Genomic DNA, 22579 nt, shown 5'->3' on the forward strand with positions numbered 1-22579 from the left:
CCGCACCGACCAGGGAGAGGAAGCAGATGCGCAACCGGCGACAGGCCCTCACCGCCGCGCTCGGCGCGTCCGTGCTCGCGCTCGCCGCCGCCGCGTGCGGGACGGGCCCGGCCGGCGCGACGGACGGGGCGTCCGGCGGTGTCACCCTCCGGGTGGGCGACCAGACCGGCATCACGCAGTCGCGGCTGGAGGCGGCCGGGCTCCTGGACGACCTGCCGTACAAGATCCAGTGGTCCCGCTTCCCCGCCGCGCTGCACCTGCACGAGGCGCTGCGCGCCGGGGCCGTCGACATCGGCGGCGCCGCCGACTCGCCGACCGTCGCCGCCATCGCCGGCGGCTCGAAGATCAAGGCGGTGGCGGCCTGGAGCAACGGCGGCACCGGCACCTACATCCTGGTGCCCAAGGACAGCCCCGTCCGGAGCGTGGCCGACCTGAGGGGCAAGCGGGTCTCCCCCAGCACCAAGGGCAGCGTCGCCCACTACCTGCTGCTCGGGGCGCTCAAGCAGGCCGGTGTGGGCGCGCACGAGGTGCAGCTCAACTACCTCGCCCCCGCCGACGCCAGCGCCGCGTTCTCCACCGGGCGCCTGGACGCCTGGGTGACCTGGGGCGTCTTCGCGGCGCGCACGCGCGGGCAGCTCGGCGCGCGGGTGCTGCTCGACGGCCGGGGCATCAACGCGGGCCTGTACGTGCTCAGCGCGACCGACACCGCCCTCGGCGACGGCCGCAAGGTGAAGGCGATGGCCGACTTCGCCGAACGCGTCGACAAGGGCTACGCCTGGGGCAGGCAGAACCCCGGGCCGTTCACCAGGTGGTTCGCCGAGTTCGCCGGGCAGCCGGAGTCGGTGGCGGCCCAGGTGCAGCCGGAGGAGGCCAAGTACCGGCGGCTGGCGATGGACGACGCGTTCGCCGGGCAGCTGCAGCGGACCCACGACACCTGGGTGACGGCGGGCGTGGTCAGCGGCCGCCGCGACCTCGGGCCCTACGTCTACCGGAACCTGGCGGCGGCACCGTGAGCACGTCGATCGCGTTGCCCCGCACGTTCCCGTACAGGACGGTCTCCTGGCTCGCGCCGGTGTGCGTGCTGGCGCTCTGGGAGGCCCTGGCCCGCGGCGGAGTCCTGCCCACGCAGGTGCTGCCGGCACCCAGCACCGTCGCGGCCACCGCCACCGAGCTCACCGCCAACGGGGAACTGCCCCGGCACCTGCTGGCCAGCCTGCGCCGCGCGGCGTCCGGCTTCGCCATCGGCACCTCGGCCGGGCTCGCGCTGGGCGTGGCGGTCGGGCTGTCGCGGGTGGCCGAGGCGCTGGTGGACCGCAGCGTCCAGATGGTCCGCGCCATCCCCTTCCTGGCCGTGCTGCCGCTGGTCATCGTGTGGTTCGGGGTGGGCGAGTCCGGCAAGATCTTCCTGATCGCGCTGGGCACCGCGTTCCCGCTCTACCTCAACACCGTGCTGGGCATCCGGCAGATCGACCCCAGGCTGCTGGAGATGAGCCGGGTCGTGGGGCAGGGCCGGCTGGAACGGGTCCGCTGGGTGATCCTGCCCGGCGCGCTGCCCTCCATCCTGGGCGGGCTGCGGCTCTCGCTCACCCACGCCTGGCTGGCCCTGGTCATCGCGGAGACCATCGGCGCCACCGCCGGGATCGGCTTCATGGCGACCAACGCCCGCGAGTTCCTGCAGGTCGACGTGATCGTGCTGGTGGTGGTGCTGTACGCGGTCATCGGCATCGCCTGCGACCTGCTCGCCCGGCTCCTGGAACGGCGGCTGCTGAGCTGGCACGCCACCTACGCCGGCCTCAGCGCCTGACCCCGCCCGCCGCCGCCCCAGCACCCCGTCGCCCTCCGCCGCCCCGTTCCGTGCCCCGTCCCCTGGAGTTGACCCACATTGATCGAACATCCCCGCGTCACCCGCCGGACCGTGCTGACGGCCACCGGGCTCGGCGCGCTGGCCGCGCTGACCGGCTGCGGTTCCGCGGACGGCGGGACGGGCGGCGGCTCGGCGAGCACGGTACGGCTCACGCACGGCAACATCTCCGTCCCCAAGATCCGCGGCGTGCTGGACCGCACGCTCAGGTCCCAGGGCATCACGGTGAAGTGGATCGGCCCCTTCCCCAACCACGCCCCCACCCTGCAGGCGGTGGCCACCGGCACCGCCGACTTCAGCTTCGGCGGCAGCAGCACCCCCGCCGACCAGGCCATCCTCTCCGGCGCCGACCTGGTGTACGTGGCGTGGGCGACCACCGAGCCGCGCACCACCGCCGTCCTGGCCCGGACCGGCTCGGGCATCGCGAAGGTCGCCGACCTCGCGGGCCGCACGGTCGCCGTCAACAAGGCCGGACTGGGCGAGTTCCTGCTGGTCGCGGCGCTGGAGAAGTACAAGGTGCCGCGGGACCGGGTGAAGGTGCTGTACATGAACCCGCCGGAGGCCGCGGCCGCGTTCGCCTCCGGGAAGATCGACGCCTGGTCGATCTGGGAGGGCTTCCGGGAGATCGCGGAGATCAGGCACGGCGCCAGGGCGATCTTCGTGGAGGGCGACGAGCTGGAGCGGCAGATCGACTTCCGGTCGTTCCTGGTGCGGCGCGAGTACGCCGAGAAGCACCCCGACACGGTCCGGGCCGTCATCAAGGCGTTCCAGGTCGAGCAGCAGTGGCAGAACGACCACTTCAAGGAGGGCATCGAGCTGGGCAACGACGTGTCCAAGTATCCGCCGGAGGTGGTCGCGCAGATCGTCCGGCACCGCACCCGGCAGAACCTCACGCTGATGAACGACGAGGGGATCCGGCAGCTCCAGTGGGGCGCCGACTGGCTCACCGAGCGCAGGATCCTCTCCGGGAAGATCGACATCGCCGAGCACACGGTGAAGCTGTGATGGCCGGCGACACGCTCACCGCCCCGCCCGCCCGGCGGCCCGTCCAGCCGCCCGTCCAGGTCGACGGGCTGGTGCGGGCGTTCGGGGCGCGGACCGTGCTGGACGGCCTCGACCTGTCCATCGGCCGCGGCGAGTTCGTGGCGCTCATCGGCAAGAGCGGCTGCGGCAAGACCACCCTGCTGCGGCTGCTGGCCGGGATCGACCGTCCCGACGGCGGCGCGCTGCGCGTCCCGGAGCGGCGGATGGTGGTGTTCCAGGAGCACCGGCTGCTGCCCTGGCGGCGCGTCTGGCGCAACGTCGCGATCGGCCTGCGCGACCGCGACGCGCGCGGGGCGGCCGAGGAGGCGCTGGAGGAGGTCGGCCTGGCCTCGCACGTGAACGCCTGGCCGCGCACGCTGTCGGGCGGCGAGGCCCAGCGCGTCGCGCTCGCCCGGGCGCTGGTCCGCGACCCGGAGCTGCTGCTGCTGGACGAGCCGTTCGCCGCCCTCGACGCGCTGACCCGGATCAAGATGCACACCCTGGTCCGCCGCCTGGTCGACCGGCACCGGCCCGCCGTGCTGCTGGTCACCCATGACGTGGACGAGGCGATCCTGCTGGCCGAGCGGGTGGTGACCATGCGGGACGGCCGGCTGGCCGCCGAGCACGCGATCACCGCGCCGCGCGGCGGCGGCCGCCAGGACCCGGAGTTCCAGCGGCTGCGCGCCACCCTCCTGGCCGAGCTGGGCGTGACCGAGGACACGGGCTCCGAGGGCGGCGAGGCGGCCGGTGCCGGGGAGGGCGGCGCGTGACCCGCCCCGGCGGGCGGGCCGCGCTCGAGGCGCGGGCCGACGTGCTGGTCGTCGGCGGCGGCCTGGCGGCGACGTGGACGGCGCTGTCGGCGGCTCGGGAGGGCGGCTCGGTCATCCTTGTCGACAAGGGCTACTGCGGCACGAGCGGGGTCACCGCGACGGCCGGGGTCACACACTGGTTCGTCCCTCCGGGCCGTTGGCGGCGCGCCGTCGCCGAGCGCCAGGAGGGCGCCGCGGGCCTGTCCGATCCCGAATGGGCGCTGCGCGTCCTGCGCACCACCTGGCAGCGCCTCCCGGACCTGGACGGCCGCTACCCCTTCCCCAAGGGACCCGACGGCGCCCCCGACCGCGCCCAGAACGTCCGGGGCCCCGAGTACCTGCGCGCCATGCGCGGCCTGGCGCGACGCTCGGGCGTGCGGATCCTCGACCACCACCCCGCCCTGGAGCTGCTGGTCCGCGACGACGGCTCGGTGGCGGGCGCCGCGGGCGTGCGGCGCCGGGAGGGCGGGCGCTGGCGGATCCGCGCGGGCGCGGTGGTCCTCGCCACCGGAGGCACCACGTTCCGGTCCCACCTGCTGGGCTCGCGCGGGAACACCGGGGACGGCCACCTGATGGCGGCCGAGGCCGGGGCTGCCCTCAGCGGGATGGAATTCTCCAACTACTACACGCTCGCGCCGGCCTACTCCACGATGGCCCGTTCGATGTCGTACATGTTCGGCACCTACGTCGACGCCGACGGCGCGGAGATCGAGCTGCCCGCCGGACAGCACGGGCGGATGCGGGCGCTGGGCCGGGCCATGCAGCGCGGCCCGGTCCGGGCCCGGCTCGACCGCGCCCCCGACGAGGTCCGCCGCGTCATCCACCTGGTCCAGCCGAACTTCCTGCTGCCGTTCGCGCCGCGCGGCATCGACCCGTTCACCGACCTGTTCGAGGTGACCCTGCTCGGCGAGGGGACCGTCCGCGGGACGGGCGGCATCGCGGTGACGGGCGCCGGCTGCTCGGCGGGCGTCCCGGGCCTGTTCGCCGCCGGGGACGTGGCATCCCGGGAGCACATCGTGGGGGCGGTGTCGGGCGGCGGCTCCCCCAACTCGGCGTGGGCGGTGTCGTCCGGGACATGGGCGGGCGCGGCGGCCGTGCGGCACGCCCGCTCAGGACCGCACGGCGGCCCGGCCCGCCCGGCGGGCCGCGCCGGTCTGCGCCCGGCCAGGGCCACCGCAGCCGTGGACGCGGACGCGATCACGGACCTGGTGCGGGAGGAGCTCAACGCCTACGGCAAGAACATGTTCCGCAGCGAGGCGGGCCTGCGCGCGTCCGCCGGCCTCCTCGACTCGGCGTGGCGCGAGATCGGCGACCACCTGGCGGCCGCGCCGGGGCCCGGGGCCGAGCGCGCCGCCGTGCGGGCGCGCGAGACGGCGGCGCTGGTCGCGATGGGCCGGTGGGTGAAGGCCGCGGCCCTGCACCGGCGGGAGTCGCGCGGCATGCACTGGCGGGTGGACGCGCCGGGCGCCGACCCGGCCCGCGCCCACCGCGTCGCCGTCGGCGGCCTGGCGGAAGTCAGGACCCGCCCGCTTCCGGTGGGGCCGTCATGATCGAGCTGGTGCTCGCCGACCGCTGCGTCGGGTGCGATCTGTGCGTGCGGGTGTGCCCGACCGACGTGTTCGACACCGGGCCCGGCGGCGTCCCGGTGATCGCGCGGCAGGCCGACTGCCAGACCTGCTTCATGTGCAAGCTCTACTGCCCGGCGGACACGCTGTACGTGGACCCCGACTGCCGTCGTCCCGTCGCGGCGCGTGAGGAGGAGATCGCCGGCACCGACTGGCCGGGGCAGTACCGGCGCGACTCCGGGTGGGGCCGCCACCGCCGCGCCCATCCCAACGAGAGCTGGCGGATGGGCGAGATCTTCGCGACCGCGTACCGGCTGCTCGGCGAGGCCCCGCCGCATCCCGGCCCGCCGCGTCCGGGCGATCATGGCGGGGACGTCGCGGAGGAGGAGACCTCATGAAGTGGTCCACGACGACCTCGCACTGGGGTGCGTACCAGGTCGCCACCGGAACCGATGGAGCGCTGCTGGTGCGGCCGCATCCGGAGGACCCGGCTCCCTCGCCGCTGCTGGGGAACGTGGCGGCGGCGGCCCGGCACCGCACCCGCGTGGCGGCGCCCGCCGTCCGGCGCGGCTGGCTGGAGAACGGCCCGGGCCCCTCCGACCGGCGCGGCCGCGAGGAGTTCGTCGAGGTCGGCTGGGATCAGGCGCTGGACCTGGTGGCGGGCGAGCTGGACCGGGTGCGGCGCGAGCACGGCAACGAGGCGGTCTACGGCGGCTCCTACGGCTGGTCCAGCGCCGGGCGGTTCCACCACGCGCAGAGCCAGCTGCACCGCTTCCTCAACATCATCGGCGGTTACACCTCCTCCCGGAACTCCTACAGCCTGGGCACCTCGCTGGTGCTGCTGCCGCACCTGGTCGGCGACGCCGGAGCGGTGCTGCGGCGCGGCTCGAGCTGGCCGTCGATCCTGGCGAACACCCGGCTGCTGGTCGCCTTCGGCGGGCTGCCCGCCAAGAACGTCGCGGTCACCCCCGGCGGCGTCACCCGGCACGCCTCCTCGGCCGCGCTGGAGTCGCTCGGCGCCGCCGGAGTCGAGGTGGCACTGGTCAGCCCGCTGCGCGACGACGCGCCCACGAGCGCGGCGGCACGCTGGTACCCGATCCGGCCGGGGACCGACGCCGCGCTGATGCTCGGGCTCGCGCACACGCTGCTGGCGGAGGGCCTGCACGACCGGGCGTTCCTCGACCGGTACTGCTCCGGCTTCGAGGACTTCGAGAAGTACCTGCGCGGGGCCTCCGACGGCACGCCCAAGGACGCCCGCTGGGCGGCCGCGATCTGCGACGTCCCCGCGCACGCGATCGTCGGGCTGGCCAGGAGGATGGCCGCGACGCGCACGCTCGTCACCGTGACCTGGTCGCTGCAGCGGATCGAGCACGGCGAGCAGCCAGTGTGGGCCGGGCTGGCGCTGGCGGCGATGCTCGGCCAGATCGGCCTGCCCGGCGGCGGGTTCGGGCACGGCTACGGCTCCATCGGCGACGTCGGCGACCACGGCCCCGACCTGCGGCTCCCCCATCTCCCCCAGGGCGAGAACCCGGTCGCGACCTTCATCCCGGTCGCGCGGGTGGCGGACATGCTGCTGCGTCCGGGCGAAACCTACGACTACGACGGGCTGCGCCTGACCTACCCGGACGTCCGGCTGGTGTACTGGGCGGGCGGCAACCCGTTCCACCACCACCAGGACCTCGGGCGCCTGCGCCGCGCGTTCGGCCGGCCCGCCACGGTGGTGGTGCACGAGCCGTACTGGACGGCCGCGGCCCGGCACGCCGACATCGTCCTTCCCGTGACGACCACGCTGGAGCGCGACGACATCGGCGGCGGGCGGCGCGACACCCACCTGATCGCGATGCGGCGCGCCGCCGCGCCCTTCGGCCTGGCCCGCGACGACCACGCGATCCTCGCGGGGCTGGCGCGGCGGCTGGGCGGGGGCGCGGCCGAGGCGTTCACCGAGGGCCGCACCGTCCGGCAGTGGCTGGAGCACCTGTACGAGACCTGGCGGGAGGACCTGGTCGCGCGGGGGCACGACGTCCCCGGGTTCGCCGCGTTCTGGGAGGCCGGCGAGTACGTCCTGCCGTCCGGCCCGGAGCACCGCACGCTGTTCGCGGACTTCCGCGCCGACCCCGAGGGCCGTCCGCTCGACACCTCCAGCGGCCGCATCCAGCTCATCTCCGAGGTCATCGCGGCCTTCGGGTACGCCGACTGCCCGGGCCACCCGGCGTGGCTGCCGCCGCGCCGCCGCCCCACCGGCCGCCACCCCCTGCACCTGATCGCCAACCAGCCCGCCACCCGGCTGCACGGCCAGCTCGACCCCGGCGCCACCAGCCGGGACTCCAAGGTCTCCGGACGGGAGCCGATCCGGATCCATCCCGCCGACGCCCGCGCCCGCGGCATCGCCGACGGCGACGTGGTCCGGGTGTTCAACGACCTCGGGGCCTGCCTGGCGGGCGCGCGGCTCAGCGACGCGCTGCGGCCCGGCGTCGTCCAGCTCGCCACCGGCGCCTGGTACGACCCCGCCGACGACCTCGGCGGCCTGTGCGTGCACGGCAACCCGAACGTCCTCACCGCCGACGCCCCGACCTCCGTGCTGTCGCAGGGGTGCAGCGGGCAGCACGCGTTCGTCCAGGTCGAACGCCACATCGGCCCGCTCCCGCCGCTCCGCCACACCGCACCGCCGCCCATCGTCAGGAGACCGCGATGACCCTGCCCGCCGAGACGACCGCCCCCGCCGCCCCGGGCGCCTCCGCCGCGTTCGAGGACGCGCTCGCCGGGATCGCCGACCGGGCCGCGGAGCACGACCGCGACGCCTCGTTCCCGTTCGAGGCGTTCGAGGCGCTGCACCGGGCCGGGACGCTGAACCTGACCGTGCCCGCCGAACTGGGCGGCGGCGGCGCCGACCTGCCCGAGGCGATCCGGGTCGTCCGCGCCGTCGGGGCGGCCGACCCGTCGGTCGCGCTCGTCCTGGCCATGCACCTGATCAACCACGCGGCGCTGCGGCACCCGGACAACGCCTGGCCGCCCGGCGTCCGCGCCGAGGTGCAGCGCAGCTCCCTGGAGGGGGTCGCGCTGATCAACGGGCTGCGGGTGGAGCCCGACCTGGGCACCCCCGCCCGCGGCGGCCTGCCCGGCACCGTCGCCGAGCGGACCGGCGACGGCTGGACGCTGCGCGGCCACAAGATCTACTCCACCGGGATCCCCGGGCTGCGCTGGCTGCTGGTCTGGGCCCGCACCGCGGGCGACGAGCCGTCCGCCGGATCGTTCCTGGTCCCGGCGGGCACGCCCGGCTACCGCGTCGAGCCGACCTGGGACCACCTGGGCATGCGCGCCACCCGCAGCGACGACGTGATCCTGGAGGGCGTCACCGTGCCCGCCGGCCACGCCGTCGAGCTGGCGCCCGCGACCGGCCGCCCGTCCCGCCCGGCGCCCTGGGTCGCCTTCTGGAACGCGCTGCTGATCACGGCGATCTACGACGGCGTCGCCCGCGCCGCCCGCGACTGGCTGGTCGGCTACCTCAACGAGCGCGCCCCGTCCAACCTCGGAAGGCCGCTGGCGACGCTGCCGCGCTTCCAGACCGCGGTCGGCCGCGTCGAGGGGCTGCTGCTGGCCAACGACGCCCTGCTGACCGCGCCCGACACCGCGCGGGCCGGGCTGATCAAGCACACCGTCACCGGGAACGCCATGCAGGCCGTCGAGCTGGCGCTCTCCCTGACCGGCAACCCCGGGCTGTCCCGCCGCAACCCGCTGGAACGGCACTACCGCAACGTGCTGTGCAGCCGGATCCACACGCCGCAGGACGACACCATCCTCCTCGACGCCGGGAGCACCGCCCTGACCCCCTGAAGAAGCCCTGAGACGGCACTGAGACGGACCCGGCGCGCACCCGGCCCCGGGACGTGCGAAATGATCGGCGCATGGCATTGCGGGTGGCACTCATCGGCTACGGCACCGGCGGCGCGGTGTTCCACGCGCCGCTCATCGACGCGGTGTCCGACCTGCGGCTCTCCGCCGTCGTCACGAGGAACCCCGGGCGGCAGGAGGCCGCGCGGCGCCGCTACCCCGGGACGAAGGTCCTGGACAGCGCCGACCGGCTGTGGGAGACGCCCGAGGACTACGACCTGGTCGTGGTCACCGCGCCCAACCGGCAGCACGCCCCGCTCGCCCGTACCGCGCTGACCTCCGGGTTCCCGGTGGTGGTGGACAAGCCGGTCGCCGCGTCCGCCGACGAGGCCCGTTCCCTGGCGGCGCTCTCGGCCGTGCGCGGGCTGCCGGTCATCCCGTTCCACAACCGGCGCTGGGACGGCGACTTCCGCACCCTGCGGCGGCTCGTCGCCGACGGCGCCCTCGGGGGCGTGCGCCGTTTCGAGTCCCGTTTCGAGCGCTGGCGTCCCGAGGTCTCGGCCGGGTGGAAGGAGAGCACGGACCCGCTCGACGCGGGAGGCATCCTCTTCGACCTGGGCTCCCACCTCATCGACCAGGCGATCACCCTGTTCGGGCGCCCGCGCGGGGTCTACGCCGAGATCGACGTCCGCCGTCCGGGCGCGGCCACCGCCGACGACGTCTTCCTCGCCCTCACCCACGACGGCGGGGTCCGCTCGCACCTGTGGATGAGCGCGACCGCCGCCCAGCTCGGGCCGCGTTTCAGGGTGCTGGGGTCGGACGCCGCGTACACCGTCTCCGGCATGGACGGCCAGGAGAAGGCGCTGCGCGCCGGCCGCACCCCGAAGGACGCGGGCTGGGGGCAGGCGCCGCCCGAGGCGTACGGCCGCCTGGGCACGCCCACGGCCGACCGCCCGGAGCCCACCCTCCCGGGCGCGTACCAGGACTTCTACGCCGAGGTGGCCCGGGCCCTGCGCGGCGACGCCCCTCCCCCGGTCGCCCTCGACGACGCGATCATCGGCCTTGAGATCATCGAGACCGCCATCGAGCAGGCCGCCGAGCACGCCGGGGGGCCGGGGGCGGGTCAGTAGCGGAGGTCGGCGAGCACGCCGTAGTGGTCGGAGGCGATGACGCCGTCCACCGGCTCGGTGCCCAGCAGTTCGCAGTGGACGGGATGCCCCGCACCGCCCGCCCGGGGCCAGGCTGAGAAGACGTAGTCGATCCTGCGATCGGGCCACAGCACCGGTTTCGTCCAGTGGTTGGCGCCCGACCAGGTGTGTCCGGGCGTGCCGTCGCCGGCCGCCTCCCAGGCGTCGTAGAACACCACGCCCGGCGCCGCCACCGCGGCACGGCCGGTCAGCATGCGGATCTCGTCGCTGTCGGGGGGCGCGTTGAAATCACCGCAGACGACCACCGGAGCCTCGTGGCCCGCCGCCGACCGCACGAACGCGCCGAGGTCGCGCACCTGCTCCTGCCGCTGCCGGCTGTGGCCGAGCTTCCAGCCGAGCGCGACCCCGAACACCTGCACCGGGCCGCGCGGCCCCTCCGCCCGGGCGAACACCGCCAGCCCCGCGTCCGCGACGGTCAGCTCCGCGCCGCCGAGCCGCCGCATGTCCCACCTGGTCAGCGGCCAGCGCGACAGGATCGCCACCCCGGACGCCGGGTCGGCGCCGCCGAACCGGTGGTGCGGCAGCCCCAGTGCCTCCTTCAGCCGGACGGCCTGCGTCTCCGCGCCGTCCTCCCATGCCTCCACCAGCACCGCGATGTCGGGGGCCGCGGCGGCGAGCACGGCGATGATCGCGCGTTCCCGCTCCGGCCAGGGGCCGTGGCGCGCCCACACGTTCCACGACGCCACCCGCGCCGTCGTCTCGATCAGCGGGCCGTACGGCCGCTCGATGTCGTAGTCCATGCGCCGAGCCTGCCATGACGGCGGCGCGGGGATCAGGTCAGAGGACGGACACGTGGACGTGGTCGTAGTGGTTCTGGGTGATGCTGCCGCGGTCCTCCATCTGGCGCCAGCCGCCGCTGCCGCGCATGTCGTAGATGCGCTGGCGCCAGATCACGTACTTGATGCCGAGCCGGGAGGCGTTGTCGATCACGTACTGGGCGACGGCGTCCCCGTGGGCGCGGGCGGAGGCGCTGGGCATCTGCCCGCCCGTGCTCTCCATGAAGTCGCAGGCCTGGCCCTTGCCGTGGTCCTGCGCGTCGCCGGGCCGGGCGCACCCGATGGCCGGGAACGGGCCGAACTTGGAGTCGATGGCCACCATCGCCGTGCGCATGCGGGCGGTCATCGAGTTGCCGATGATGCTCGACTTGGTGCCGCCGGCGCCGTCGGGCCTGCCCGCCGGGCTGCTGGGCGCGACGGGGGCCTCCGGCTTGTACTTGGCCAGGAGCTTCTTGACCCGTGCGCGCTGGCCCTCCAGGTCCTCGACCTCCTTGCGCACCTGGTCGACCTTGGTCTTGGCCGTCCGCTGCGACTGGGCCGCCTGCACGGACAGCGTCTCCAGGCTCTGCAGCCGCATCCCGTTGTTGCGCGACATGTGCTCGATGACCGCGGCGTCGCGCACGGCGGCCCGCGGGTCGTCGGCGGACACCATCGTGGTCGTGTCCAGCCTGCCGGTCATGTACGTGGACGCGGCGATCCGGCGGACGTCGGACCGCGCGACCTCGAACTCCCGCGCGAGCCGTTCGGCGTCCTTGCGGGCGCGCTGCGCGGCCGTCTTGGCCTCGTCCAGGGAGACCAGCTCGCCGCGGTAGTCCTTGGATAGCTGCGCGGCCCGCTTCTCGAGCTTGGCGAGCTCCTTGGGGTCGTCGGGCGCGAGGGCCAGCCCGGCGGCGCTGCCAGGGCCGGCCGGCAGCGCGGCGGAGGCCGCCGCGAGGAGGGCGATGACGGCACAGCTCCGCGCCGCGCGCGCACGCAACGAGCTCCGTGCGCTGCCGTGAGGATCGAGGGCCGCCACTGATTTCTCCTTAGCACCAACGAGAAGATTGGCGGCACGCTACCACAATCACCCATTTCGCCCTTGACGCTCTCGACAACACATAGCGTTACACAGAAACTACTCCCCGCATGACCAATCCTTAAAATGCCCACCGGGGATCGCGCCACACCCCCTGAAAACAAGGACCTTTTCGATCTCAGATCACGACCACATCACACCCCGGCGGCACCGGCGCCCGCCCTCGATCCGGCGACGCACGTCACGCTCCGCCCCCGGCGCACCACCGCCCGAGCACACGCATCGGCGGGTGGGGAAGAACGTCCCGCAACCCGCGGCGGGGCCTGAGGGCTCCACAGACCTCGGAGAAGACGACACGGAGGGCCGAGAGATGAAGCGACCGGAAGCCGGGGGCCGGAGGCACCTCGTGAAGGGTGCGGGGACCGGGCGGGGGCGGCCGGCAGACCGCCCCCGCTCAGCGGACCAGTTCGTTCCAGTGGGGGACGCGGAGCTTGACGCGCAGCTTCATGCCCGCCTCCCGCGGCGTGCGGCTGCCCTTGCGGTTGTTGCACCTGCCGCAGGCCAGGACGGTGTTCTCCCAGGTGTCGCCGCCGCCCCTCGACTGCGGCAGGACGTGGTCGATGGTGTGACCGCGCTTGCCGCAGTACCCGCACTCCCCGCGGTCGCGCAGGTAGACTCCGCGCTTGCTCCACGGCGGGCGCCTGCCGTGCCGCCACCGCATGGCGACGTACCTGACCAGCCTCAGCACCCGCGGCACGGGGAACCGGCCGATCGTCCGGCCCTCCTCCGCCTCCTCGACGACGGCCACCTCGCGCACCAGCATGCGGATGGCGTGCCGCAGGTCCACGTTTTGTAAGGGCTCATACGAAGCGTTCAGTACGAGCACGTTCATCGGCCACCTCCTCCCCGTCGCGTCCACTCCGCCCGCGGGCCCGGCGCCCGTCCGTCCCAGCAATGGTCCGCCGGCCTTAACGGCACGACGACCACCATTGAACACGAAAGGAATGATCCGCTAATTTCCCGGCCCCGCGGACTTTCCGAAGACCTCCTTCAGAGTGCCGATCCTCGTTGCGGGCGGCAACGCATTTTCGGCCGGGCTGAGGGACCACGCGAGCGCGTTACCCGGGCGGTGGTGCGACGCCGGAGGCGAGCATCACCGGCCAGATCGCGAAGCGATGCCGCGCTCGCCAAGGCCCGGTCAGGCGCGAGCCGCCAGGCGAGCACCGTAGGCCGGGACTCGGGAACACAACTAGAGGGGCGATCTGTGGATGCTCGGGAGGTCGCGGGCGGCCGCCTGGTATTCGCGGGACTCGCGCTGGCGGCGGAATCCCAGTTCCTCGTTGACGGCCAGCATATGCGCGTTGTCGCCGACGTTGTCGGTCTCGATCTCGCGGACCTCGGGGCGCTCGGTGGCCAGCCACCGCAGCATCGCGGCCTTCACCCAGATGCCGAGGCGGCGGCCGCGGTGCTCGGGGACGACCGCGGTGTCGTACTGGGCGGCGCGCTCGGGGGCCTCGGCGGGCACCACGATCTCGGTGAAACCGGCGACCGTCGAGCCCTGCACGGCGGCGACCGTGTAGAGGTCGTCGCCGCGCTTGGCGACCATGTCGGCCATCTCCCGGACGCGCCGGGCGTTCCACGGCAGGCCCTCGTACTCGGCGAGGTCGGCCATGGCGTGCTTGGCGCGGGCGAGGGCGTCGGCGTACCGGTCGGGCACCGAGCCGCGCCAGCGCACCAGCCGGTATCCGGGCGGGCCGGCGGCGACCAGCGCGGGGACGCGGTCGGGCGGCAGGTCGTCCAGGCGCAGCAGCAGGCCGCTGAGCGTGAGCACGCACACGAAGCCGTGCGACTCCAGGAACGGGACGGCGGGGGTGCCGGCCAGGACCTGGGCGATGACGCTGGTGCGGCCGTCGGCGCGCAGGCCCTCGGCGGCCACGGCCATGAGCCGGGTGCCCAGCCCGCGCCGCCGGTGGGCGGGGTGCACCCGGATGTCGATCTCGCCGGGGCGGTCGGCCCCCGGCCCGCCGGGTAGTCGCAGGACCACCACGGCGACCGCCTCGCCGCCCTCGACGGCGGCCCACAGGCGCTGGTGCGGCGCGCCCAGCAGGTGCTCGGCCGTCTGCTCCCTGGCCGGGGCCGGCTCGCCCGCGGGGTCGCCGGCGTGGACGGCCTCGAGCACGGCGTGCCACTGCCCGATCTGGGCGTCGGTCGGATCATCGAGCGAGATGACGTCCATCAGCCTGTTGTACAGGATCCGGGGCGTCCGCGACCCTCAAACCGTCACCGGGTGAAGGCGTTGAGTATCCGCTCGGCGGCGAGGGCGGGGGTCAGCGTCCCGTCGGCGACGGCCGCCTCCAGCTCGGGGGCCAGGTCGCGGACGGCGGGATCGGCGTGCAGTTCGGCCAGGAGGCGGTCGCGGACCATGGACCAGGTCCACCCGACCTGCTGGCGCCGCCTGCGCTCCTCCAGTTCGCCGGTGGCGGCCAGGGCGTCCTGGTGGTCGACCAGGTGCTGCCAGAGGGCGTCCAGGCCGATGTTCTCACGGGCGCTGCACGTCAGGACGGGGGTGTCGCGGACGCGTTCGTCGCTGCGCAGCAGGCGCAGGGCGCCGGCGAGCTCGCGGGCGGCCTTCCTGGCCTCCATCTCGTGGGGGCCGTCGGCCTTGTTGACGGCGATGACGTCGGCCAGTTCCAGCACGCCCTTCTTGATGCCCTGCAGCTGGTCGCCGGTGCGGGCGAGGGTGAGGAAGAGGAACGAGTCGACCATCTCGGCGACGGTGGTCTCGGACTGGCCGACGCCGACGGTCTCCACCAGCACGATGTCGTACCCGGCGGCCTCCATGACGACCATCGCCTCGCGGGTCGCCTTGGCCACCCCGCCGAGCGTCCCGGCGGTCGGCGACGGGCGGATGAACGCGGCGGGGTCGGTGGCGAGGCGGTGCATGCGGGTCTTGTCGCCCAGGATGCTGCCGCCGGTGCGGGTGGAGGACGGGTCGACCGCCAGCACGGCCACCTTGTGCCCCGCGGCGGTGAGGTCGGTGCCGAGGGCGTCGATGAAGGTGGACTTCCCCACGCCGGGCACGCCCGTGATGCCGATCCGGCGGGCGTGCCCGGTGTAGGGGGTCAGCTCCACCAGGAGCCGCTGGGCGAGGTCCCGGTGGTCGGGGCGGGTGGACTCCACGAGCGTGATCGCGCGCGCGATCCACGCCCGCGAGCCCTCCCGCACCCCCTTGACGTAGTCGTCGAGGCCGGGGCTCAAGCCGTGGTCCCCGCCTGGTGGCCCAGCCTGGCGGCGAGGTCGTCGAGCAGGCCGAGCGCGGCCTCGGCCAGGACGGTGCCGGGCGGGAAGATCGCGGCGGCGCCGGCGGCGCGCAGCTCGTCGAAGTCCTGCGGCGGGATGACCCCGCCCACGACGATCATGACGTCGTCGCGGCCGAGCGCGGCCAGTTCCTCGCGCAGCGCGGGCACCAGCGTGAGGTGGCCGGCGGCGAGGGAGTTGACGCCGACGACGTGCACGTCGGCCTCCACCGCCTGCCGGGCGACCTCGCCCGGGGTCTGGAACAGCGGGCCCACGTCGACGTCGAAGCCGAGGTCGGCGAAGCCGGTGGCGATCACCTTCTGGCCGCGGTCGTGGCCGTCCTGGCCCATCTTGGCGACCAGGATGCGGGGCCGCCGGCCCTCGGCCGCCTCGAACGCGGCGGTCGCGGCGCGGGCCTTCTCGATCGCGGTCACCTGTCCCGCCTCCTCCCGGTACACACCGGAGATGGTACGGATCTGGGCGGCGTGCCGGCCGTAGGTCCGCTCCAGGGCGTCGGAGATCTCGCCGACGGTGGCCTTGGCGCGGGCGGCGTCGACGGCCAGGGCGAGGAGGTTCTGCTCCAGCCCGGAACCGCGGGTGCCGCGGTCGGCGGCCTCGGCGGCGCCGGTCAGGGCCGTGAGGGCGGCCTGCGCGGCGTCCTCGTCGCGCTCCTCGCGGAGACGGCGCAGCTTGTCGATCTGCTGGGCGCGGACGGAGGCGTTGTCGACCTTGAGGACCTCGATGCTCTCGTCGGCGTCGGGGCGGTACTTGTTGACGCCGATGACCGGCTGCCGTCCGGAGTCGATCCGCGCCTGGGTGCGGGCGGCGGCCTCCTCGATGCGCAGCTTGGGCAGGCCCTCGTCGATGGCCTTGGCCATCCCCCCGGCCTCCTCGACCTCGGCGATGTGCGCCCAGGCGCGGCGGGCCAGGTCGTAGGTGAGGCGTTCGACGTAGGCGCTGCCACCCCAGGGGTCGATCGTCCGGGTGGTGCCGGACTCCTGCTGGAGGAGCAGCTGGGTGTTGCGGGCGATGCGGGCGGAGAAGTCGGTCGGCAGGGCGAGGGCCTCGTCGAGCGCGTTGGTGTGGAGCGACTGGGTGTGCCCCTGGGTCGCGGCCATCGCCTCGATGCACGTACGGGCCACGTTGTTGAACACGTCCTGCGCGGTGAGCGACCACCCGGAGGTCTGGGAGTGGGTGCGCAGCGACAGCGACTTGGGGTTCTTGGGGTCGAAGCCCTTGACGAGCCTGGCCCACAGGAGCCGGGCGGCGCGCAGCTTGGCGACCTCCATGAAGAAGTTCATGCCGATCGCCCAGAAGAACGACAGCCGCGGCGCGAACGCGTCGATGTCCAGGCCGGCGTCGCGCCCGGCCCGGATGTACTCGACCCCGTCGGCCAGGGTGTAGGCCAGCTCCAGGTCGGCGGTGGCCCCCGCCTCCTGGATGTGGTAGCCGGAGATGGAGATCGAGTTGTACTTGGGCATCCGCTGGGACGTGAACGCGAAGATGTCGGAGATGATCCGCATCGACGGCCCGGGCGGGTAGATGTAGGTGTTGCGGACCATGAACTCCTTGAGGATGTCGTTCTGGATGGTCCCGGCCAGCCGTTCGGGCTCCACCCCCTGCTCCCCGGCGGCGGCGATGTAGAGCGCCAGGATGGGCAGCACCGCGCCGTTCATGGTCATCGACACGCTCATCCGGTCCAGCGGGATGCCGTCGAAGAGCTGCCGCATGTCGTAGATCGAGTCGATCGCGACCCCGGCCATGCCGACGTCGCCGGCCACCCGCGGATGGTCGGAGTCGTAGCCGCGGTGGGTGGCCAGGTCGAAGGCCACCGACAGGCCCTTCTGCCCGGCGGCCAGGTTGCGCCTATAGAAGGCGTTGGACTCCTCGGCGGTGGAGAAGCCGGCGTACTGCCGGATCGTCCAGGGCTGGGTGGCGTACATCGCGGGGTACGGGCCGCGCAGGTAGGGGGCGACGCCCGGCAGCGTGTCCAGGAAGTCCAGCCCGGTGAGGTCGTCGCCGGTGTAGAGCGGCCTGACGCCGATGCCCTCGGGGGTCTCCCAGGTCTCGGCGTCCGGGTCGCGGCCGGTGGCCTCGGTGACCGCGGCGCGCCAGCGCTTGGCGGCCTCGTCGGCGGGGGCCGCCGTCCCGAGCTCGATCTCGGAGAAGTCGGGGATCATCGGTTCACTCCTAGATCGTCGAGGGTGGTCTCCAGCACGGCGACCGCGTCGCAGCCCGCGAACACGTGCGCGTCCACTCCCTCAAAGGTCCCCTTACCCGCGAGCCACACCTTCACCGCTCCCGACTCCTTGAGAGTACGGGCGGCGTCCTCGGCCTGCTCGCCGTAGAGCTTGTCGCTGGAGCACAGGCACGCGACGGTGGCGCCGGAGGCGGCGAACCCCTCCGGGTCGCCGCTGACGGTCTCGATCCCGCCGGCCTGGAAGAGGTTGGCGGCGAAGGAGGCGCGGGCGGTGTGGACGGCGATCGGGCCGAGGGTGGCCAGGTAGACCTTCGGGCGGGCCCCGGTGGCCTCGGCGTGGGCGTCGGAGCGGTCGCGGAGGGCCTCGAAGTCCTGCGCGTACCGGACGACGGGCAGCCCGCCGCCCGCCGGGGCCGGCTCGGGCGCGGGGGCGCGCTCGGGCAGCTTCTCGGCGAGGTCGGGGAACTCGCTGACGCCGGTGAGGGGGGCCTTGCGACGGGCCAGGTCCTTGCGGCGGCGCTCCCAGGTGGCGGCGAGCCGTCCGGCGACCAGCCCGGAGTCAAGGGCAGCGGCCAGCCCTCCGGCCTTCTCGATCTCGGTGAACCAGGCCCAGGCGGCCTGCGCCGTCTCCTCGGTGAGCCGCTCGACGTACCAGGAGCCGCCCGCCGGGTCGACGACGCGGGCCAGGCTGGACTCCTCCAGCAGCAGGGTCTGGGTGTTGCGGGCGATGCGGCGGGCGAAGTCGTCGGGCAGGCCGAGCCGGACGTCGAAGGGCTGCACGGTGACGGCGTCCGCGCCGCCGACCCCGGCGGCGAAGGCGGCGACGGTGGTGCGGAGCATGTTCACCCACGGGTCGCGGCGGGTCATCATCGCCGAGGAGGTCACCGCGTGCAGGCGGGCGGCGCGCCGTCCGGCGGCGTCGTCCCCGCCGGCGCCGCAGACCTCGGCGACCCTGGCCCACAGGCGGCGGGCCGCGCGCAGCTTGGCGATCGAGGAGAACTGGTCGGCGTTCACGGCCAGCCGGAACTCCAGCTGCCCGAACGCCTCGTCCAGGCCGAGCCCGGCGGCGGTGAGGGCCCGCAGGTAGGCGACCCCGGCCGCGACGGCCGCGCCGAGCTCCTCGGCGTCGCCGCCGCCCGCGTCGTGGTAGGCGGTCGCGTCGATCGTGATCGCGCGCAGGCCGGGGAACTCGCGGGCGCACCGCACGGCCAGCTCGGCCGCGCCGCCGGGCCCCTCGATCGGGGCGGGCTCGCCGGTGCGGGCGCGCAGCCCCAGCGGGTCGGCGCCCAGGCCGCCGGTGGGCTCGCCGGCCTGGCCGCGCTCGGTGATCAGGCGGAGCAGGGCCTCGGCGGCCTCGGCGGTCCGGGCGCCGGCGTCCAGCACGAGGGGCGCCAGGTCGAGGTGGACGCCGCGCAGCACCTCGGGCAGCGACTCCACGGGCGGGCCGGGCTCGCCGAGGCCCAGCCAGACGGAGGTCGCGCCGTTCTCCAGATCGGCCAGGATCGCCTCGCGGGCGGCCGCCGGGTCGGGGTGAACCTGCCGCTGCCGCACGTCCCAGCCCGCCAGGCCCTCGCCCTCGGGGCGCACCGTCCGCAGGTAGGGGGCGAGGCCGGGCCGCCCCGGCACGGTGTCGTCGCGCGTGTAGAGGGGCGCGGCAGAGACGCCGTCGTAGGACTCGCGGGTCAGCAGGCCCTCGATCTCGTCGAGAGGGGTGTCCTCGCTCGCCGCGCCCGACTTGCGCAGCACCCCTTTCACCAGCTCGCGCCACCGGTCACGTTCCGCCGGGGGGAACGCGGCGGCCAGTTCGAGTTCTTCAGGCGGCACCGTCATGCCTGGATGCTAAGCGAGCGCGTATGGGCGGCGGGCGACCGGGGTGGCCCTTCTGGCGGCCCGGGTAGCCGGGTGCGGAGGCCGGGTGCGAAGGGCCTGGCCGGACGGGCCGGTTAGGGGGCGGGACGCCGGGAACGGGATCCTGCCGTCCCCGCGGGCCCGGGGGACGCGCCGGAAGCCACCCCGGATCCGGTCCGGGCACGGGCGTTGCTAGTGTTCGGGGCGGAAAACCCCCGGCACAACGCTCGGGTTGGATCAGCTCGGACAAGAAGGAATAGCGCATGTCGACTGGCAGCCACGCGGGACGGCCGAAGTCCTGGGTCGCCGTTGCCGTGATCTTCGTCGGTTTCACCGTGGGCGGCGTGGCGCTGTGCGTGGGCCCGAACTGGCCGATGTTCTGGGCCGGCGCGGTGGTCATCGCACTCGGCGGCGTGCTCTCCCTGATCGTCGACATCATGAGCGACGTCGTCGTCGACGACCCTCGCCAGTGAGCCGGTGACCACGGTCAGGGCGCTCGCCTGACGCCTGACGCCCTTCAACCGGCCCCCGTTCCAGGAATGCGACGCCGCGAGGCGGCGCGGGCGGGGGCTTGTTGAAGGGGGCCGCCACTCCGAGCACGGCCCTCCTCTCTTCCCTCGGCCCCGGCCCCTGACCGGCCGGGCGTGCGAATGTGCCCGTCACGACGTAACGTCGGAAGGGCTTCGCCACGGCGCGGCCGCCTGCTCTGCTCCCGAGCACGAGGTGGTGGAATGGCCCTCAGATTCGGAGTCGAGGAAGAGTACTTCGTGGCCGACCCGGGCTCCCGGATGGTGGTCCCCCGCGCGCCCGCGGTGGTGGAACGGGCGTCCGAGGCGCTGGGCGAGCGCGCCTCCACCGAGCTGATCGCCTTCCTCGCCGAGGCCAAGACCTCCCCCTGCGACGATCTGGGCAAGCTGGAGGAGCAGATCCGGGAGATGCGGGCGGCGATGGCCGCGGCCGCCGCCCGCGAGGGGGTGCTGCTGGCCGCCACCGGCACCCCGGTGCTGGGCGACCTGCTGCCGCCGCCGATCGTCGCGGGCGCCCGGTACGCCGAGAGCCTGGCCACCTACCGGGCGCTGGACGACGAGCAGTGCATCTGCGCCTGCCACGTGCACGTCGAGATGCCCGATCCGGAACGGGCCGTGCTGGTGAGCAACCATCTGCGGCCCTGGCTGCCCACGCTGGTGGCGCTGGCCGCCAACTCCCCGTACTGGGCGGGCCGCGACACCGGGTACGCCTGCTGGCGGGTGATGACGTGGGCGCGCTGGCCGGTGGCGGGCCCGCCGCCGTTCTTCCGCTCCCTGGCGCACTACGAGGAGCTCGTGGAGACGCTGCTGGGCTGCGGCGCGCTGATGGACACCGGGACGATCTTCTGGGACGTGCGGCCCTCGGCGCGGCTGCCCACCCTGGAGATCCGGCTCGGCGACGTGGCGATGACCGTGGCCGAGGCGGTGCTGTTCGCCGCGCTGGCCCGGGCGCTGGTGCGGGTCTCGCTGACGGCCGTGGAGGCGCGCGAGCCGGCGCCCGACCCCGCGCCGGAACTGCTGCGGGCGGCCTACTGGCTGGCCGCCCGCAACGGCCTGCCGGGTGACGGCATCGACGTGTGCACGGGGCGGCGGGTCCCGTTCCGCCGGCTGGCCGGAGACCTGCTCGCGCACGTCCGGCCCGCGCTGGCGGAGGCCGGCGACCTGGACCGCGCCGCCGCCGGTCTGGCGGCCGTGCTGGAGGAGGGGAACGGCGCGCAGCGGCAGCGGGCCGCCTACCGGCGCCGCGAGCGGCTCGCCGACGTGGTGGACGTCGCGGTGCTGGACGGGGGCCCGCCGTCCCGGGGATGATCGTCGGGTCGTCGCGGACGTGATCGGCGGACCACGGTCGTGAGCATCCGCCCGGAACCGGCATCATGGAGATGACCCGGGCCTACCGAACCTGGCTTTCTACCTGCCCTAAATGGGTCGTTTTTCCGCAATGTCGGGCGGGTAGCGGTCATGATGACGATGCCCGCCCGCCCGGCCGACCCGACAGAGGGGACCCCAGCATGACGCTGCACCATCCGACACCGATGGTGCGCCGAACGAGGTGACCGGCCGATGACCACCGGGCCAGGCGCGCCGCCGGAGGACGCGTTCGTCCATCCGGCCCTCTTCTACCGCGACCGCGCCGAATACCTGGACGGCACCGTGCCGTTCGTCCTGGACGGGTGCGAGGCCGGCGAGCCGGTGGCGGTCGCCGTCCCCGGGCCGCGGCTGAGAATCCTGCGCGACACCGTCCGCCGGTCCTCCGCCAAGGCGGCGGCGCTGGTGGAGTGGATCGACATGTCGGAGGCGGGCCGCAACCCCGGCCGGATCATCCCCGGGGTGCTGCGCGCCTTCAGCGACCGGCACTCCCCCGCCCGGGTGCGGATCATCGGCGAGCCGATCTGGGCCGGCCGGTCGTCCGCCGAGTACCCCGCCTGCGTCCAGCACGAGGCGCTGATCAACGTCGCCTTCGCGGGGCGCGCGGCGACCATCCTGTGCCCGTACGACGTCGCCGGCCTGGACGGCGCCGTCGTCGCCGACGCCCGCGCCACCCACCCCGTGATCATCGACGGCGCCGGGGAGCGTTCCAGCTCCGAGTACGCCCCCGACCGCGTCCTGCGAGCCTGGAACCGCCCGCTGCCCGAACGCGCCGACGTCGAGGCGACCCCGTTCGACCTGGACGCCATCCCCCTGATCCGCGCCCTGGCCGCCGCCCGCGCCGCCGCCCTCGGCCTCGGCCCGTCCCGCACGGGCGATCTGGAGCTGGCCGTCAACGAGCTGGCCGCCAACTCGGCGCTGCACGGCGGAGGCGCCGGCGTGCTGCGGGTCTGGGCGGAGGACGGCCATGTGGTGTGCGAGATCCGCGACTCCGGGCGGATCACCGATCCCCTGATGGGCCGCCGCCCCGCGGGGATGCGGACCGACGGCGGGCGGGGCGTCCTCATGGTCAACCACCTGGCCGACCTGGTCCGCGTGCACACCGCCCCGGAGGGCACCACGTTCCGGGTCTACATGCGCCTCTGACCCCGCCCGCCCGGCGGCCTGGAGATCACCGGCCCGCCGAGAATACAATTCTCGGATGCCAGATCGGCATTTTCCGGCACGCGGGCCCCGGCACCGGCCGGGGCCGGGGAG

Annotated in this window: 19 protein-coding genes; 12 read left to right on the top strand and 7 right to left on the bottom strand. The window is 74.5% G+C overall.

Going from position 1 to position 22579, the window contains the following annotated elements; all coding sequences use genetic code 11:
• Positions 1-26: 26 nt before the first annotated feature.
• The 9 genes from ACFPZN_RS46205 to ACFPZN_RS46245 all read left to right on the top strand — a co-directional run bounded on the left by ACFPZN_RS46205 (position 27) and on the right by ACFPZN_RS46245 (position 10216).
• Positions 27-1013: an ABC transporter substrate-binding protein gene (locus tag ACFPZN_RS46205; RefSeq protein WP_378289671.1), complete on the top strand. Its 987-nt coding sequence runs from the start codon at positions 27-29 to the stop codon at positions 1011-1013.
• Positions 1010-1804 carry an ABC transporter permease gene (locus ACFPZN_RS46210; RefSeq protein ID WP_378289673.1) on the top strand — a complete coding sequence of 265 codons (795 nt, stop codon included), beginning with the start codon at positions 1010-1012 and terminating at the stop codon, positions 1802-1804. The genes ACFPZN_RS46205 and ACFPZN_RS46210 overlap by 4 nt, the downstream gene beginning before the upstream one ends.
• A 78-nt stretch (positions 1805-1882) precedes the next feature.
• The gene (locus tag ACFPZN_RS46215; protein ID WP_378289675.1) at positions 1883-2866 is read left to right on the top strand and encodes an NrtA/SsuA/CpmA family ABC transporter substrate-binding protein; all 984 of its coding nucleotides are present in this window, start codon (positions 1883-1885) and stop codon (positions 2864-2866) included.
• Positions 2866-3654: an ABC transporter ATP-binding protein gene (locus tag ACFPZN_RS46220; protein WP_378289678.1), complete on the top strand. Its 789-nt coding sequence runs from the start codon at positions 2866-2868 to the stop codon at positions 3652-3654. Before ACFPZN_RS46215 ends, ACFPZN_RS46220 begins: the two co-directional genes overlap by 1 nt.
• Complete coding sequence (locus tag ACFPZN_RS46225; RefSeq protein ID WP_378289680.1) at positions 3651-5243, top strand: FAD-binding protein; 1593 nt, start codon at positions 3651-3653, stop codon at positions 5241-5243. The genes ACFPZN_RS46220 and ACFPZN_RS46225 overlap by 4 nt, the downstream gene beginning before the upstream one ends.
• Positions 5240-5656, top strand: coding sequence for a 4Fe-4S binding protein (locus ACFPZN_RS46230; RefSeq protein ID WP_378289682.1), 417 nt, complete (start codon positions 5240-5242; stop codon positions 5654-5656). Before ACFPZN_RS46225 ends, ACFPZN_RS46230 begins: the two co-directional genes overlap by 4 nt.
• Entirely contained in the window at positions 5653-7950 is a 2298-nt protein-coding gene (locus ACFPZN_RS46235) for a molybdopterin-dependent oxidoreductase (RefSeq protein WP_378289684.1), read from the top strand. Before ACFPZN_RS46230 ends, ACFPZN_RS46235 begins: the two co-directional genes overlap by 4 nt.
• Positions 7947-9089, top strand: a complete 1143-nt coding sequence (locus ACFPZN_RS46240) for an acyl-CoA dehydrogenase family protein (RefSeq protein WP_378289686.1) — start codon at positions 7947-7949, stop codon at positions 9087-9089. The genes ACFPZN_RS46235 and ACFPZN_RS46240 overlap by 4 nt, the downstream gene beginning before the upstream one ends.
• A 71-nt stretch (positions 9090-9160) precedes the next feature.
• On the top strand, positions 9161-10216 hold the full coding sequence (locus ACFPZN_RS46245; RefSeq protein ID WP_378289687.1) for a Gfo/Idh/MocA family oxidoreductase: 1056 nt from the start codon (positions 9161-9163) through the stop codon (positions 10214-10216).
• On the opposite strand, the gene ACFPZN_RS46250 is transcribed toward ACFPZN_RS46245, so the two are convergent.
• From ACFPZN_RS46250 to ACFPZN_RS46280, 7 genes are all read right to left on the bottom strand, one after another.
• Complete coding sequence (locus ACFPZN_RS46250) at positions 10210-11034, bottom strand: endonuclease/exonuclease/phosphatase family protein (RefSeq protein WP_378289688.1); 825 nt, start codon at positions 11032-11034, stop codon at positions 10210-10212. The two genes, ACFPZN_RS46245 and ACFPZN_RS46250, sit on opposite strands and share 7 nt — an antisense overlap.
• Positions 11035-11071: 37 nt before the next feature.
• Positions 11072-12046, bottom strand: a complete 975-nt coding sequence (locus tag ACFPZN_RS46255; protein ID WP_378289689.1) for a coiled-coil domain-containing protein — start codon at positions 12044-12046, stop codon at positions 11072-11074.
• Between the two features lie 493 nt (positions 12047-12539).
• Positions 12540-12977: an HNH endonuclease gene (locus ACFPZN_RS46260; protein ID WP_378289691.1), complete on the bottom strand. Its 438-nt coding sequence runs from the start codon at positions 12975-12977 to the stop codon at positions 12540-12542.
• Between the two features lie 357 nt (positions 12978-13334).
• On the bottom strand, positions 13335-14321 hold the full coding sequence (locus ACFPZN_RS46265) for a GNAT family N-acetyltransferase (RefSeq protein ID WP_378289693.1): 987 nt from the start codon (positions 14319-14321) through the stop codon (positions 13335-13337).
• Between the two features lie 44 nt (positions 14322-14365).
• Complete coding sequence (gene meaB, locus ACFPZN_RS46270) at positions 14366-15343, bottom strand: methylmalonyl Co-A mutase-associated GTPase MeaB (RefSeq protein ID WP_378289695.1); 978 nt, start codon at positions 15341-15343, stop codon at positions 14366-14368.
• Positions 15340-17562 carry a methylmalonyl-CoA mutase gene (scpA, locus tag ACFPZN_RS46275; RefSeq protein WP_378289698.1) on the bottom strand — a complete coding sequence of 741 codons (2223 nt, stop codon included), beginning with the start codon at positions 17560-17562 and terminating at the stop codon, positions 15340-15342. The genes meaB and scpA overlap by 4 nt, the downstream gene beginning before the upstream one ends.
• Positions 17559-19412 carry a methylmalonyl-CoA mutase family protein gene (locus ACFPZN_RS46280; protein ID WP_378289700.1) on the bottom strand — a complete coding sequence of 618 codons (1854 nt, stop codon included), beginning with the start codon at positions 19410-19412 and terminating at the stop codon, positions 17559-17561. The genes scpA and ACFPZN_RS46280 overlap by 4 nt, the downstream gene beginning before the upstream one ends.
• Positions 19413-19693: 281 nt before the next feature.
• Here ACFPZN_RS46280 and ACFPZN_RS46285 point away from each other — a divergent pair, with 281 nt between their 5' ends.
• The 3 genes from ACFPZN_RS46285 (at position 19694) to ACFPZN_RS46295 (ending at position 22468) form a co-directional block, all read left to right on the top strand.
• Positions 19694-19903, top strand: a complete 210-nt coding sequence (locus tag ACFPZN_RS46285; RefSeq protein ID WP_378289702.1) for an HGxxPAAW family protein — start codon at positions 19694-19696, stop codon at positions 19901-19903.
• Between the two features lie 258 nt (positions 19904-20161).
• Positions 20162-21265 (top strand): carboxylate-amine ligase, encoded by a 1104-nt coding sequence (locus ACFPZN_RS46290; RefSeq protein WP_378289704.1) that lies wholly within the window; start codon positions 20162-20164, stop codon positions 21263-21265.
• Positions 21266-21517: 252 nt separating this feature from the next.
• Entirely contained in the window at positions 21518-22468 is a 951-nt protein-coding gene (locus tag ACFPZN_RS46295) for an anti-sigma factor RsbA family regulatory protein (protein ID WP_378289706.1), read from the top strand.
• The last annotated feature ends 111 nt before the right edge of the window (positions 22469-22579 follow it).

The organism is Actinomadura rugatobispora (assembly GCF_042656285.1).
Lineage (GTDB): Bacteria > Actinomycetota > Actinomycetes > Streptosporangiales > Streptosporangiaceae > Spirillospora > Spirillospora rugatobispora.

Coding starts and splice junctions, on each gene's coding strand:
- ACFPZN_RS46265 (WP_378289693.1), bottom strand. CDS start 14,321: ATGGACGTCATCTCGCTCGATGATCCGACCGACGCCCAGATCGGGCAG.
- ACFPZN_RS46250 (WP_378289688.1), bottom strand. CDS start 11,034: ATGGACTACGACATCGAGCGGCCGTACGGCCCGCTGATCGAGACGACG.
- scpA (WP_378289698.1), bottom strand. CDS start 17,562: ATGATCCCCGACTTCTCCGAGATCGAGCTCGGGACGGCGGCCCCCGCC.
- ACFPZN_RS46295 (WP_378289706.1), top strand. CDS start 21,518: ATGACCACCGGGCCAGGCGCGCCGCCGGAGGACGCGTTCGTCCATCCG.
- ACFPZN_RS46290 (WP_378289704.1), top strand. CDS start 20,162: ATGGCCCTCAGATTCGGAGTCGAGGAAGAGTACTTCGTGGCCGACCCG.
- ACFPZN_RS46280 (WP_378289700.1), bottom strand. CDS start 19,412: ATGACGGTGCCGCCTGAAGAACTCGAACTGGCCGCCGCGTTCCCCCCG.
- ACFPZN_RS46230 (WP_378289682.1), top strand. CDS start 5,240: ATGATCGAGCTGGTGCTCGCCGACCGCTGCGTCGGGTGCGATCTGTGC.
- ACFPZN_RS46260 (WP_378289691.1), bottom strand. CDS start 12,977: ATGAACGTGCTCGTACTGAACGCTTCGTATGAGCCCTTACAAAACGTG.
- ACFPZN_RS46235 (WP_378289684.1), top strand. CDS start 5,653: ATGAAGTGGTCCACGACGACCTCGCACTGGGGTGCGTACCAGGTCGCC.
- ACFPZN_RS46245 (WP_378289687.1), top strand. CDS start 9,161: ATGGCATTGCGGGTGGCACTCATCGGCTACGGCACCGGCGGCGCGGTG.
- ACFPZN_RS46220 (WP_378289678.1), top strand. CDS start 2,866: ATGGCCGGCGACACGCTCACCGCCCCGCCCGCCCGGCGGCCCGTCCAG.
- ACFPZN_RS46240 (WP_378289686.1), top strand. CDS start 7,947: ATGACCCTGCCCGCCGAGACGACCGCCCCCGCCGCCCCGGGCGCCTCC.
- ACFPZN_RS46205 (WP_378289671.1), top strand. CDS start 27: ATGCGCAACCGGCGACAGGCCCTCACCGCCGCGCTCGGCGCGTCCGTG.
- ACFPZN_RS46285 (WP_378289702.1), top strand. CDS start 19,694: ATGTCGACTGGCAGCCACGCGGGACGGCCGAAGTCCTGGGTCGCCGTT.